Source organism: Archangium violaceum Cb vi76 (assembly GCF_000733295.1).
Lineage (GTDB): Bacteria > Myxococcota > Myxococcia > Myxococcales > Myxococcaceae > Archangium > Archangium violaceum.
The window spans coordinates 13,746-28,422 of the sequence record NZ_JPMI01000296.1 but is presented as its reverse complement, the minus strand read 5'-3'; the positions used below and the strand labels follow the sequence as shown (position 1 = coordinate 28,422).

Annotated in this window: 8 protein-coding genes; 3 read left to right on the top strand and 5 right to left on the bottom strand. The window is 66.1% G+C overall.

Translation table 11 applies throughout. The annotated features are described in order from the left end of the window. Positions 1-569 (top strand): Ig-like domain-containing protein (locus tag Q664_RS40855; protein ID WP_043409158.1); only part of this gene is annotated, 569 nt, incomplete at its 5' end. Positions 570-689: 120 nt separating this feature from the next. Here the strand turns inward: Q664_RS40855 and Q664_RS40850 are convergent. From Q664_RS40850 to mutL, 4 genes are all read right to left on the bottom strand, one after another. Further along, positions 690-1,676 (bottom strand): tetratricopeptide repeat protein, encoded by a 987-nt coding sequence (locus Q664_RS40850; protein WP_063934847.1) that lies wholly within the window; start codon positions 1,674-1,676, stop codon positions 690-692. Positions 1,677-1,860: 184 nt separating this feature from the next. Beyond that, complete coding sequence (locus Q664_RS40845; protein WP_043409149.1) at positions 1,861-2,550, bottom strand: hypothetical protein; 690 nt, start codon at positions 2,548-2,550, stop codon at positions 1,861-1,863. A 3-nt stretch (positions 2,551-2,553) separates the two neighbouring features. Then, positions 2,554-2,709 (bottom strand): hypothetical protein, encoded by a 156-nt coding sequence (locus Q664_RS60310; RefSeq protein WP_198956193.1) that lies wholly within the window; start codon positions 2,707-2,709, stop codon positions 2,554-2,556. 72 nt (positions 2,710-2,781) lie between these two features. Next, positions 2,782-4,677 carry a DNA mismatch repair endonuclease MutL gene (mutL, locus tag Q664_RS40840; protein WP_043409146.1) on the bottom strand — a complete coding sequence of 632 codons (1,896 nt, stop codon included), beginning with the start codon at positions 4,675-4,677 and terminating at the stop codon, positions 2,782-2,784. A gap of 100 nt (positions 4,678-4,777) precedes the next feature. On the opposite strand from mutL, the gene Q664_RS40835 reads away from it, so the two are divergent. Beyond that, positions 4,778-5,740: an NAD-dependent epimerase/dehydratase family protein gene (locus Q664_RS40835; protein ID WP_043409144.1), complete on the top strand. Its 963-nt coding sequence runs from the start codon at positions 4,778-4,780 to the stop codon at positions 5,738-5,740. A 2-nt stretch (positions 5,741-5,742) separates the two neighbouring features. After that, positions 5,743-7,482 carry a lysophospholipid acyltransferase family protein gene (locus Q664_RS40830; RefSeq protein ID WP_043409142.1) on the top strand — a complete coding sequence of 580 codons (1,740 nt, stop codon included), beginning with the start codon at positions 5,743-5,745 and terminating at the stop codon, positions 7,480-7,482. A 722-nt stretch (positions 7,483-8,204) separates the two neighbouring features. Here Q664_RS40830 and Q664_RS40825 read toward each other — a convergent pair. Next, positions 8,205-13,949, bottom strand: coding sequence for an RHS repeat-associated core domain-containing protein (locus tag Q664_RS40825; RefSeq protein ID WP_052519284.1), 5,745 nt, complete (start codon positions 13,947-13,949; stop codon positions 8,205-8,207). Between the last annotated feature and the right edge of the window lie 728 nt (positions 13,950-14,677).

The following is a 14,677-nucleotide window of genomic DNA, read 5'->3' as shown; positions in this document are numbered from 1 at the left end:
CGGATAACGATCTCACGCCTCCCACGGTGACCCTCACCGATCCCACCGAGGGCGCCATCATCATCGGCACCATCACCATCACCGCCACCGCCACGGACGACCGGGGCATGAGCAAGGTGGAGTTCTATGCGAACACCACCCTGATGTGCACCGACACCTCCGCCCCCTACTCCTGCACCTACAACACCCGCAGCCTCCCCAACGGCGCCCGTACCCTGAAGGCCAGGGCCTATGACACCAGCAACAACGCGGCCCTCTCCTCCATCAACATCGTCTTCAACAACGACCTGACGGCCCCCACCACATCCCTCACCTCTCCCACCGCGGGCGCCGTCCTCTCCGGTACCGTCCTCCTCGAGGCCACCGCCAACGATGAACGGGGCACCGTCTCCAAGGTCGACTTCTACCTGGGTTACACCCTGCTGGGCTCCTCCACCACCGCGCCCTTCACCTTCTCCTGGAACACCACCAGCAAGGCCAATGGCACCTATTGGCTCAGGAGCCGCGCCTACGATCCCGCCGGCAACTCCGCCTACAGCGCCACCGTCTCCATCACCGTGAGCAATTAGAGGCCGACAAAAACAAAGGGCCTGGGATCCTCTCGGAACCCAGGCCCCTGGTTGGGAAGACCCTCACCCCGACCCTCTCCCAGAGGGAGAGGGAGGACAGGGAGGACAGGGAGGACAGGACTACTGCGCCGGAGCGGGCTGCGCCGCCGGAGCCGGAGCCCCACCCGCAGGAACCGCCGCTGCCCCCGGAGTCCCAGCGGCCGGAGCCGCCGCCGCACCACCCGACATCAGCCGCCGCACCGTCGCCAGACGGCCACGGAACTGCGAGATGTACTCGCTGGCCGGGTGCTGCGTCACACCGTCATTCACCATCTGCACGGCCTTCTCCAGCTGGTTCGTCTCCTGGAGCGACTGCGCCAGCAGCAGCATCGCGTAGTCGCGGTTCTTCGCCTTCCGATCGCTCTCGATGTAGCGCGTCAGCTGCGGCACCGCCTGCTCGTGCTTCTTCTCATTGTTGTAGGCCACGCCCAGGAAGAACGACGTCTCCACCAACTGCTCCGCCGGCGGGTTCATCGCCACGAAGCGCGTGATCTCCTCGATCGCCGTCTTCATGTCGTTGCGGCGGAAGGCCGCCTTGCCACGCTCGAGCGCCGCGTCGCCAATCTCCCGGCGCAGCTGCGCCGCCTTGTCGTTGAGCGCGTGGCGCTCCAGCTGCGTCAGCTTCGAGGTGTCCAGCTTCACCAGCTCGTCCACACCCTTGAGCCGCTCGTCACCCGGCAGCGTCGTCATCAGCCGGAAGACCTCGGCCGCCTGGCGCTGGGACGTCTGCGTCGCCGTCAGCTCCGTGCGCTGCTTGTCCAGCTGCGTCGTCAGCTCGGCCACCGCCTTCTCCAGCCGCTCGCGCTCGGCCGTCGCGCCGGAGCTCTTCGCCGAGCTCACCATCACCGCGCCCGCCACGCACAGCGCCGCGAAGATCGCGTACGCCACGCCGGAAGAAATCCACTGCCGCTTCTGGAGATCCTCGTGGCGCTTGCCAATGGCCTTCACTTCCGCGTGAAGGTTCTTCAGCAGGCTGTCCGTCTTGATCACGAGGTTGCGGGCCTCGATGACCTCCTTGCGGATCTCGCTCAGTTCCTTGTTCTGCTCCGGCTTCGTCTCAGCAGCCATGGACATCTTCCTGTTGGGCCCGGAAATGATCTCGGCCTCTTCGCGCATCGTAGGGGCTCCGTCGGGCGGGATTGGTGACTTTTCACACCCGCTTCGTGGTGGTCGGCCCCGGAAACAGGCCCCATGCCCCGAAGAATTTCCGGTGCATCCCTCGAAGGCAGGGGGCCAGGCTAGCGGTACGCCGCTAGGGCAAGGTGGAGAATGGGCGGGAGGGATCCGATGCGAAGAAGTACGTCACCCCCAGCGCGAACCAGTTGCCCCCCGCGTTGTACGAGGAGAGCCCCTTGAACTCGGCTTTGTTGTTGAAGACGCTCTGGCCCCGGGCGAAGGCCAAGCGGTACTCGGCGGTCAGTCCCCATTGGGCGTTGAAGCGGAAGGTCGCTCCCACGGTGCCCGCCCAGGCTTGCGTGAAGAGCTCCCGCGAGCCCACTCCCTCGGCCACCGAGTAGACCAGCGTGGGGCCCGTCTGGATGCCCACGAAGGGCACCACGCCCTCGGGCGTCAGGATGTCCAGCAGCGTCTGGAGGCGCAGGCCCACCAGCGCGCCGTAGGTGATGTTGGTGATGGTGGGGGCCCCCGTGAACCGCAGCTGCTCGCCGGTGGCGAAGAGATCGATCCCCAGCTCGAGGAACTCGGTGACGGAGTACGCGAAGGAGCCCGCCAGGAAGGGGCCACCCGGTGACTCGGGGGCCCGCTGGACACCCAGGTAGGCCGGCAGCGAGTAGAAGCTGTCGTAGAAGGTGCCGTTGGAGGTGTGCCGCCAGCCCGCCTCGATGGACATACGGCCCACGCCGTTGAGCGGCATGAGCTCCTCGTCCTGGGCGGAGGCGCTCGCGGCGGCGAGCAGGACGGCGAGCGGGAGGAGACGGCGCATCGGTCAGGAGTCCTTCAGGCGCAGCGCGACTTCGAGAAACGTGGTGCGGCGCCGGGACAGAGCGGCGAGCAGGCACCGCACCACACACAACGAGCCGAACTCCCGCCGGACCAGGCCCACGTTGGCCATCACGTCCCGCAGGGTGATCACGCCGCGCATGCGCTCCTCCTCGCGTCAGTCCGCCCCGGTGCTACAGGCAGGGCGCGCACCGTAGCAGTGACGTGTGGAGGGTCAAATTTTCGGGCTGGGGGGCCGCAGGGCGCGCCGCTCCAACTCCAGCAGCGGCACCTCGAGCACCACCACCGTGCCGTGGATGCAGGTGGGGTGGAAGTCCGCCGCGTCCAGCTCGCCCAGGAGCGCCCGGAGCTTGCCCTCGCTGAGCTGGCCCTCGGCATGGCGCGCGGCATGGCAGGCCAGCACCCGGAGGCCCTCGGCCAGCGTGGTGACGTCCAGCTCCGAGCCGGGCGGAGGCAGGGCACGTGCCAGGGCCTCCAGCAGCGCCCGGGCGTCCGCGCCCACCAGCGAGGGCGGCACGGCCTTGAGGGCCAGCGTCGTCCCGCCGAAGGGCTCCACCTCCAGCCCCAGCCGCGCGAGCGCCTCTCGCCCCTCCACCAGCGCCTTGGCCACCGATACCGGCAGCTCCACCGTGGCGCCGAAGAGCGTGGGCACCGGCGCCTCCTCCCGCTGCACCATCCGCTGGAAGCCCATCAGCCGCGCCCGCTCCAGGGCCGCGTGCGCGTCCAGCACCACCAGCGTGCCGCCCGGCCCCTCGCACACGTGGAAGCGCTCGCCCAGCACGCCCATGGGCCGCAGCGCGCCGAAGTAGCCCGGCGGCGGCGCCTCGTTGAGCTGGGGCTGGGCCTGGCCGAAGGCGGGCGCTCGCCCCGGCAGCAGCGCGGGGGTGGTGGGCGCGAAGGCCAGACCCAAGGGCCCCGGCATGGAGGTGGGGGCGAAGGGCAATGGAGAGACGGGGCCTCCTCCTGGCACGGACGCGTCCTGGGTGCCCGGCAACGGCAGCGGCGAGCCCCAGGTGGCCTCCTGCGCGCGGGTGAGGAAGCGCTCCACCGCCATGGCGTAGTGGGCGGCCTGCCTCGGCTGCTCGGGTCCCCCACCCTCTCCCTTGTTGCCCAGCCAGGGCGCGGCCCGGAGCGCCCGGGAGATGGCCGCGTGCACCGTGTCCACCACCCCCTTGGCGTCCGAGAAGCGCACCTCCTGCTTCTGCGGATGCACGTTCACGTCCACCGCCCGAGGGTCCACGTCGATGAAGAGCACCACCACCGGTTGGCGCCCCGCCGCGAGGAACTCCTGGAAGCCACGCTGGATGGCGCTGTTGAGGCCCCGATCCCGGATGTAGCGGCGGTTGACGAAGGTGTAGATGCCACGCGCGTTGGGCAGCGTGTACTCGGGCGAGGCGATGTGCCCCGTCACGCTCACCCCCAGCCGCCGCTCCTCCACCGGCACCAGGTGCGGGTGCACCCCCGGCCCCAGCGCCGCGGCGATGCGCTCGCGCGGATCTCCCGGGCTCGCCGGACTGGTGAAGAGCTGCTGGCCCCCGTGCTCCACGAAGAAGGCCACGTCCGGGTGCGCCAGCGCCAGCCGGATGACCGCCTCCTCCGCATGCTGCAGCTCCGTGGACTCGCGCTTCATGAACTTGCGCCGCGCCGGCGTGTTGTAGAACAGGTCCTCCACCGAGATGACCGTCCCCACCCGCGGCGGCGCCTCCTCCACCAGCGGATCGCTCCCGCCCTCCACCACCACCTTCGTGCCCACCTGCGCCCCCGGCTCGGCCGTGTGCAGGGTGAAGCGCGACACCGAGGCGATGGCCGGCAGCGCCTCGCCCCGGAAGCCCTTGGTGTTGATGGTGAACAGATCGTCCAGCTCGCGCAGCTTGCTGGTGGCGTGGCGCTCCAGGCAGAGCCGGGCGTCCTCCATCCCCATGCCGTGCCCGTCGTCCGAGATGGTGATGCGCCCCAGCCCCCCCTTCTCCAGCGCCACGCGGATGGTGCGAGAGCCAGCGTCGATGGAATTCTCCACCAGCTCCTTCACGACGGAGGCGGGGCGCTCCACCACCTCGCCGGCGGCGATCTTGTTGATGAGGACGTCACTGAGGCGGGCGATACGTGCCATGGGAGGTCATATGATGCGCAGGACCCGGGAAGTTGGCCAGCAATCCTGACGCGTCGCGGCTGACAACGGTGGGCTTCTGAGCTATCACGCCCACTCCCGTATGGAAGCAACTCAGGCGAGCAAGGGGGGACTTCGCGTCGCGGTGACGGGCGCTGCCGGCGACCTTGGCCGGCTGCTGCTCCCACTGTTGGAGCGAGACCCCGATGTGGAGAGCATCCTGGTCCTGGACGTGGCCAAGCCCGCCGGTGACAAGGTGGACTTCCATCGCGTGGACCTCACGCGGCACGACGCGGAGAGCGAGGTGTCCGACGCGCTCGCGGAGCTGCCCGTGGACGTCTTCTACCATCTGGCCTTCCTCCATGGGCCGGTGCGCGATGGATCCCTGGCGCATGAGCTCGAGGTCATCGGCACGATGAGTGTGCTGAGCGCGGTGGGACGGGCCCGGGTGCCGCGGCTCATCGTCCCCTCGCTGACGGCGCTCTATGGCGCACGCGGCCAGCACCCCGCCCTGCTGGATGAGGACACCTCGCTGTCGGGGTGCCCCGGCAGCCGCTACGTCACCGACAAGGTCGAGGTGGAGAAGCAGGTGCGCTCCTTCCGCGACCGCCACCCGGAGACACGCGTCATCGTCCTGCGCTTCGCGCCGCTGTTCGGCCCGCACATGGACAACCCGGCCACGCGGATGGTGGCCCGCCGCGTGGTGCCCACCCTGCTGGGGTTCGATCCGCTCTGGCAGGCGCTCCACGAGGAGGACGCGGCCCGGGCGCTGTACCAGGCGTTGAGCGCCAACGCCGAGGGTGAGTTCAACATCGTCGGACGCGGGGTGCTGCCGCTCTCGGGGCTCATCCGCCAGGCGGGCGCCCAGCCGCTCCCCCTGCCCGGACCGCTCTACCGTACGGCCCTGAAGACGATGACCTCGCTGGGGGGACCGGGGTTCCCCACCGCCCTGCTCGACTACATGCATTACGGATGGGTCGCCAACGGCGAGCGGGCGGAGGAAGAGCTCGGTTTCATCCCCATGTTCCACGCCCGGGACGCCGTGGCGGCGATGCGGAGGAGTTGATCATGGCCAAGGGTGTGCTCGGGAACGATCCCTTCCAGCGCGGTGCCGCTCAGCGGCCCTCGGAGGGCAAGACGGCTGGTACGGCGGCCCCGGAGCCGAAGAAGGCCCAGGCCACGCCTCCGCCCACCAAGGCCGCTGGGAAGAGTGCCCCGGCGAAGGCCGCGAAGAAGGCGCCCGCTCCGGCTCCGAAGGAGAAGCCCGCCGCCAGGGCCGCTGAGCCGAAGCCCTCGGCCGCGCCCAAGCCGGCACCCAAGCCCGCGGCGGAGAAGGTTGCCGCGCCCAAGCCCACCTCGGGTGCACAGGGGAAGAAGGCCTCGGCCCCCAAGGGGAAGGCTTCGAAGACCCCCGCCACGCCGCCCTCTCCCGAGGCGCGCGGCCGTCCCGAGGCGTTCAGCGCCACCGGCACCACGGCGGGCACTCCGGTCGAGCCACCTGTCACTCCGGTACCAGTCCAGGCCGAGGCGCGCGCTCCCGTCGAGGAGCAGCGTGAGCGCAAGGCTGCCTCCGGGTCCGAGTCGGCCAGGGCGGACGCGAAGCCGCAAGAGCGGACGGCGGAGACCCTCTCGGCCGTGGAGGCCCTGCGGGAGCTGGAAGAGGCCATCGGAGAGCCGCTGCCCACGGGACCGGTCGCCATGCCCGGCTTCGAGGACATGGTGGAGATGACGGTGACCGAGACGGTGACCGTCGAGGTGCTCGACGCGAGCCAGGACGAGTACGCCCCGGACAGCGAGGCCGAGGCCGCGGAGGAAGCCCGCATCGAGGTGCAGGTGGAGGCCGCGCTGGCACCCGTGCAGCCCGCCGTGAGCAGCACCGCCGACGCCTTCTTCACCGCCGAGTCTCCTGGAGCCGAGCCGCACCGCATGGGGGATCGCTTCGCGGGGCTGTTGTCCCTGGCGAAGGAGGCCGCCTTCCAGGCGCTGGCGAGCGAGCGGTTCAGCAAGACGGTGGGCTCGGCGCAGGGGCTGTTGAGCGCGGCGCTCACGGGTATTGGCGTGGGAGGCGGCACGACCATCGACGAGTACGGCAAGGACGCGGCGCTCGGCGGCGTGATGCAGCCGGTGCTGGACTTCCTGTACGAGCGGTACTGGCGGGTGTCGGTGCAGGGCGCGAGCCACGTGCCGGCGGGGCCAGTGCTGCTGGTGGCCAACCACTCGGGAGCGCTGCCCATCGACGGGCCGGTGCTGCAACAGGCGCTGTCGCGCGAGCGGCCGGACCTGCAGGAAGCGCGCTGGCTGGCGGAGGACCAGGTCTTCCACGCGCCGATGCTCGGCACGCTGATGAACCGGATGGGCGCGGTACGGGCCTGCCCGGAGAACGCGCTGCGGCTGCTGGACGAATTGCGCCCGGTCATCGTGTTCCCCGAGGGCATCCAGGGGTTGAGCAAGCCCTTCGCGCAGCGCTACCAACTCAAGCGCTTCGGACGAGGCGGCTTCGTGAAGCTGGCGCTGCGCACGGGCGCGCCCATCGTCCCGGTGGCCATCGTGGGCGCCGAGGAGACGGTGCCATTGTTCGCCAAGCTGCCGGCGGGCTTCCTGGGGCTGCCCTACCTGCCGCTGACGCCGCCTCCGCTGCCGGCCCGGTGGACCATCCGCTTCGGAGATCCGATCGGCATGGGAGACCTGCCGCCCGAGGCCGCCGAGGACATGTCCCAGGTGCAGCGGCTCACCGAGCGCACCCGCGAGTCCATCCAGGGCATGCTCCAGGCCCTGCTCAAGGAGCGCCGCTCCGTCTTCGCGGGGTGATAATTCTTCCATAGCCATTCGCTGGCTGGTGTTTCGCCCTTATTCACTCTCCAAGATGGGCAAACACAGAGGGAGAACCAGACTTCGAGGGAAATTTCTGCCATCTCTAGTTGAACGCCAGAGACGGCAGAAATGCAGCGAATCCGTGTTCATTCCCGTGCTGCAGTACGGAGGAAGGGTGGATGCTCATGATTGCCTGCTACCCTTCCACGTACACAGCGAGTGCTGCTCACTACTGACTGCACATCTCAGGCGATTGAAGTATCAACGTCACTCGTCCAGGATCTCTGCATCGACCATCAATACAAACAACAACACATCCCGGTGGCGAAGCGAAGCTGTCGAGGAAACCGCAGGCGTCAACCACTTGGTTCCTCAATTCCCTGTATGCACGGCTGGCTGCCCAATCACGGCGGACAGCAAGACAGGAGGGCCCCAATGGAGGCCAATCGCGGATCAGACCACAGTCAGCATCTCGAGAGCAATGTGCATTCTCATCCGCCGCAAGTAGCCCTTCGAATGATCTGCGAAGGCACACATCCTTCTGTGCGACCGGAACCTCATAACCAGCACGGGTTGCGCACTCGACCTCACGCGCAAAAGCCTCCCATGTTACCTTGGGCGGGTCTTGCTCCCGTGCGGCAACGTTCCGAGCGCACGCCCCATCGATCATGACAAGCACCGCAGCGCCTCCTATCCGCCACTTCATGGAGCGGAAGCAATCAATTCCAGACTGGCTCAAAGAAGTCTCCTCCGAAGGTGCCTTCGGTCACACACCGCGCAATCCTGTCCGCCCACTCCTCTTCGGGAAGGTAGTCACGAGAATCATTCTTCCGGCATTGGCATGCATACCCATTATCAAGGTAGCAGCTCGGATTGTATATGTGCTTAATGCGATTCGCAGCCCCTTTTCGATAATCCAATGCATGACCCAATTCATGCGCGAAGCTGTATAGCGTTCCGGCGCCTATAGGAGCAGTGAAGTCCAGCCGAATGCCAACGATATCCGGCGCGCTGCCATTACCAATTTGCCGAACCGTAACCTGGCCAGCTGCACTGCCGGCGAGGTCTCCTTCATCGAAGAGGTAGTGAACAGGGGACCTCTCCAGCATTCTCAAGACCACTCGGCCGCACATGGACCGCTGTAGACGCACAAGCAACTCCTGGAACCTTGGATCCGCAGGCGGAATGACATACAAGCCACTGGGGTCGATCCTCGACCCAGGATTGTTCGAGGCATAGGCATATGCCGATGTTCCAATCCCACGCTGAGCCAAAACCTTCGCGAAGTCCGGATTCTGCAACATTGGCTCTGGCTGCAAGTACCTGCCAATGCCCGGATCGTAGTAGCGGTTCCAGTTCTCAAAGAGATCAGTCTCCGCGTCATGATATTGGCCGGGGAAACGCAGCGGCGTGAAGAAGGGTTGCGTCCCCGTCTGATAGCGCTGGTACTCATACGCCTCCAGCACGACGCCGTCCGCCTGGGTGGAGAGTGAGGAGGTCACATGAGCCTTCGCAAAGAATCCACCAGCGGAGCAGTCCTCACACGGAGTCGTGTAAGAAAAATCCACCTTCGCGTATCCCTCGGAAGGCAGCACCCAGCCAGACCAGAAATAGCCCTGATCGGATCCCCCAATGGCACTGGTGAGTTGGGTTCCGTCTGTTCCGTCCCGCAGGGTCACGTCGCCATTGCCATCCGTGTCCAACAGATGGAAGAGGACTCGCATCCGCACCTGAGTCAACGCACTCGCGGGCTGCTTCAGTTCCGCCATCGTGTAACCACTTCCCTGAGCGGGGAGCGGATGCTGCGTCTCCGCGTGCAGCGCCACCCGGTTGGCCATCCCGAAAACATCGTAATCCGCCGCCCCTGCAACGAGTCCCGCGCTGTCCAACACGAGGACGGGCTTGCCAATGTGGTCCGTGATCGGGAAGTACACCCCACAAGCAGCAGCTTCACCGTTGCGGGCGCATTCCTCCGAGCTATCCGACAACCGGCTCCATGTGGTGCTCAGCTTGCCACGCACCATCACCACCGGCCGTCCATCCAGCCACACGTAATCGTCCTGGGTGTAGTACGCCACCGGAGTGACAGGACTGTTGCTCCCCCGGTCCACCAGCAGTTGGTTCCCCACGTCGTGGAAGAACTCGTCCGAAGTCCCACCGGGGTAACTCTTCAGCCGGCGGCGTCCCAAGGCGTCGTAGTAATAGTTGTAGAAGGCGCCGTTCACCTCCACTGCCCGGAAGACGGTATCCGTAGCCACTCCCACTGACTGGCCGTAGGCGAAGTTCACCACGTACATCGGAGTTCCATCCAACGTGCGTGCCCCTTCCTTGCGGACAACCCGCCCATCCTCGTCATACCCCAATGAATAGCCCAGGAGGCTGGACGTGTTGGACAAACCCCAGTCCGTCAGCCTGTCCCCTCCAGACGTGGCCGCGTAGTTCAGGCTGTAGGCGGACCCGTCGCGGCTCATGCTGGTGCGGTTGCCTCGGCCATCGTACCCGTAGCTGCGTGAGTCAAAAGCCCCACCCGTGGCAGAGAAGTTGCCCGCGGGCCTGCCCGCTTCCGTCAACTTCAGCGTCCTGTCATAGCCGTACGCCTCCGTCCTCGGGGTCGTCTCGTCCAGCAGGCACGTGTCCGTACGCACCACCTGGTCCGCCTTCCACGTGTAGGTCCGCCTATAGATGTCCCCCGTTCCCGCGCCCATCGCCACCGTTCCCGACGACACGCGCAGACTGCGCAGCCTACCCGTCAGATCCGAGCCCGCGGCAGACGGGAAAGCCGCTGAGCAGCTCACCGGCGCCACCGAGCCATCATCCCCCAGGGCATACTCCACCGTGCTCGTTGTACCCGTCGTACTCGAGGTGGGGTGGGTCGACGTGTAGCCGCGCAACCCAGCATAGGGCTCCCAGGAGACATTGCTCAGCAGCCGCTTGGTGGTCCACGCCGTACCGTCATGGATGGTCACGTCGACAGCCGTCACCCTGTCCCTGGCACCACCCGTTCCATACACGAACGTCACCGTGCGCCCGTTCGGATACGTCACCGAGGCGAGGTTTCCGTTCCCCGTGTAGGTGTAATAAGTGTGGGGATGCGCGTTGGCCACACTGCCACACGCCGTCTGGCCTGCCCGTACGCGAATCTCTCCGACCACCCGCCTACTCTTGTCATACTGGTACCAGGTCTTCCCAAAGGAATCCTCCCGGTAACGTACGTTGCCCATCGTAAAGGTCAGGGCCGGGCAGCTCGTGGGGTAGGTTCCCTGCGAGTCGTAACCAAACCGGTAGAGCGTCTCCTGCACGGTCCCAGACATGCGCACGGCGGACATCTGCCGCGAGAGCATGTCATAGGTGTAGGAAACATACTCGAGCGCCTGACGCATGGCCTCCGTCTCCTTCAGCACCATGTTGCCCCGGGCATCGTAGGCATAGCGCACCGGGCCAACGGCATGCGGCAGGGACACCTCCACCACGTGGCCGAAATCATCGTACGTGTACGTGGCCGCCGACTGCCCGCAGCTGTCGAAGGTATCCGTGTCGTTGCAGCCCAGCTTCACCCCGGACACATTGCCCTGGGCGTCGTACTTGAAGAGGGTCCGCTGGGCCACACCATCCGCCGGGAACTCGTCCACCCGAACCAGGCGATTGGCCCTGTCGTACGCCATCGAGGAGCACAACTGGGACAGCGGTGTCCCATCCTCCAGCGCGCCCATTCCCGCCTTCAAGCCTCCGCACCAGGCGGGCGGAGCGTTGAAGGGCAGGCCCACGCCGGTGAGGTTGTCCGCGCCATCAAAGGACCGCACCGAGTGGAAGCTTCCCGCTCCCTCTCCCTGCTTGTCCCACGTCGGCCGACGGTGTGCATCCACTGCGTACTTCAGTACCCGCCGCGTCTGCGCGCTGGTTCCGGTCCACGACAGGTAACGCTCCTCCTTCAAGCTCCCATCGGGCCAGTAGGCATACACCACCTTCTCCGTCCACTTCGTCCCGTCCGGCATCCCGGCCCGCGCCTTCCACTGCAACTTCTCCGTCAGCGTCCCACCCGAGCACGCCGCAGTCAGAGTCCCCACCCGGTAGCAGAACACCTCGTAGTTTCCCTCCGGATAAAGGATGGATGACAGGTTGCGCTTATCCGCGTAGCTGTATTCGGTGGTCACGGGCGGCCACCCCACCCCAACCTCCAACAGCCTGTCTTCTTCGTAGATGAACCGGGTCGTCACGCCGTTGGGCGCCATGATCTCCGTGGGAGTTCCCGACTCATTATAACGGACATAGGACGTCTCCAGCGGAGCGGTGGACGTCCGGGAAGGATAGGCACGCACAAGCCTCAGACGATTACGACGGAAGACGTCTGAATCGCCATTGCCGTGGTACTCGTATTTCGTCACCGGATAGTCGGTGGTCGTGCAATCCGTGGCGGTCTCGCTCGAGACCAGGCAGGGGCCGTGAACCTCCCGCAGGCGGCCCATGGGATCCGACGAGGTACCAGACGAGGTGAAATAGAAGGTGCCCACGATGCGGTGCACCGTCGTCCAGGTGCCATTGCTGGCGCGCTCCCGTGTCATGCCGGACTCGAAGACGGCCTTCGTCCGGTTGGTGCCGGACTCGTACACGTAGGATGTGCGCTTGCGATCCGACGCGCCACCCAACACGCTCGGCTCCTCCCTCGACTGCGGCAACTGCTGGCCGTTGGAGTAGGTATAGCTGAAGAACTCCTGCTCCAGCGCCCCGGTGCCCGTCATGTCCGAGGCCCCGCGCAGCACCTGGGTCCGCTCCAGCTGCGGTGTGGCCCCCGCAGACGAGTAGAGATACACCTCCCAGTTGTTCCTCTTGTCCTTGCGCGCCACCTCCTGGCCTGGATTGCCGGGCGACGAGCACGTCCACTCCGAGCGCTCCGAGCCCGGGCTGCACGCCCAGCTCGGGCTACACGCCTCCGTCGTCTGATACAGACGGGGCTGGAGCTCCTGGCCGTAGTTGGAGAGGGTTTCGTAGAAGGTCGTCAGGCTGGCCGAGCCCTCGTTTCCATCTCCTCGCCCGGCATAGACGTCCGTCACCTGGCGCACCTGCGGTACCCGCCCGCAGCAATTGGATCCCGGCTGGCAACTCCCCACCATGGGCTCCCAGGAGATGCTCATCCCATAACCGCCACCCACCGCGGACGACACGCGCCCGTCCGAGCCATACGTGTGCCGCACCATCTGCACGTCCAGGTTCGTTCGCTGGAACTCCCCCATTGGGTAGAGGTAGCGCTCCAGACGAGAGCGGTAGCGCGCCAGATCGATGCGTCCAGGCCGCTCCGCTCCACCCTGGGAGGTATAGGTGTAGGTCACGGCGTCATACAGCGTGCCGCCTCCCGTCGAGGTCTTGGTCCCCATGGTGATCTTGCTGATGACGCATTCCACGCCGCCGTTGGTGCGCGTGAGCGCGCGGTAGCTGATACCGAGGGCGCCACCCGCTTGCGTCTCAACAGACGACAGGTAGGGCACGCCCGGGCTGCTTCCCGTTCCGCCCTGGACACAGCCCGTCAAGGCGGGCTGCGTATAGGTGAGATTCGCCAACACCACCCCACCCGGGGACAGAATCCGGGAGAGGAAATAGCGATTGCGCCCGCCCCCGGCCGGCACGAAGAGAGCCTCGAAGACGTGCCGCGTTCCACCCTCCAGCACCAGCTCGTAGCCGGTGGACGTCCGATTCAGCCGCTCCTTCCGGCTGATGTTTCCCTCCGCTGGAACCGCCTCGCACGGCACGCTCCCCGAGCACGGGGTGAAGCGCAACAGCTGCCCGTTTCCGTCCCGCACGCTCCAGTAATACTGGTGCTCCACCACGACGCTCAGCCAGTTGTGCCACCACTCGACTGATTCTGGGTTCTTGGGGCTGGCACCAAAGGGCTTGGGAAGCCCAGCCAGCGGGGCGTCGTAGATCCACTCATCCCCCCGCGAGCTGAAGGTACGCTCGAAGGTCAGGGTATTGATGCCATCCGCGACACGCGTGTCCTCGATGCGCTCGAAGCTGGTGCCCGAGGCGATGTTGACGGGATCGCCAATGGCCAGACCGCTGCACATGCATTTCGGACCCACACACGGCACGGGACCTCCACCATCCGGCTCATACGGCAAACAGTCCTCATCCGTCTCGCCATCGCAGTCGTTGTCCTTCTGGTCGTAGCAGATCTCCTGGCCACAGGACGTTCCACCATCACTTCCACCGTCCGGTGCGTGCTCCGAGCAATCCTCCTCATCCGTCTCGCCATCGCAGTCGTTGTCCTTCTGGTCGTAGCAGATCTCCTGGCCACAGGACGTTCCACCATCTCCGGGCGTCCCACCGTCCCCATCACCCCCACCACCACAACCATTGTCCGTCACGCCATCACAATCGTTATCCACCCCATCACAGACCTCCTCCTCGGGCTCCGGATAATCGCAAATCACCAGCGGGCCACTTGGCTCGGCCGACATGCCATCCTGGATCATGACCAGGCTCGGATTCTGGATGCAGGCCCCTATGCCACAAGCTCCCCTGCCGGGCCTGTAACAATCCGCATTGGTCTTACATTGCCAGCCCGGGCTTATATTACACGCGGTGTACCCGGCAGGAGTGCTGGCGACGGTGATCCCCTTGGGCGCGGTGGAACTGTTACTAAACCCCTGACCTATACACTGGGTCGTGGACGTGGTGCCGCATTCCGGCCGAGACAACAACCATGTCTCCGTGCCGGGACACCCCCCCGAACGACCACATATGGTACACGGGAGGGGCGGCTGATCTGGGCACGCACATTCCCATCCCGTGAACAGGTCATCCCGTGTAGCGGGCGGTATCGGAGGAACATGCTCCCGGATCCCCACGGCGTGCGCGGGCGAACCCAGCAATAGACAGCAGAGCCCTATGAGGAGCATGGCTTGCCAATCAGGCATCAGGGCAAGCCGACGGCTGAATACGTACGAAGGCCACATGGTTTTCATGCGATAAATGAAAGACAATAAAAGAATGACGGTCCGCCCGCGGAGATGGAGCACCAGTGCCCCACACCTCACGTCAGACGGCCATGGAGAAAAAACCCACTTCGTCGAAGGAGACGGCTCAGGCCTCTTTGACCCGAGGGATGCACAGCCTTCCCTCGGAGGAGGGGTGCACCTGGGCGCATCGCCAATCCCCAGGGCATTCCTGCTCGCTCTGGCACGGGCGGCTGCACACGTAG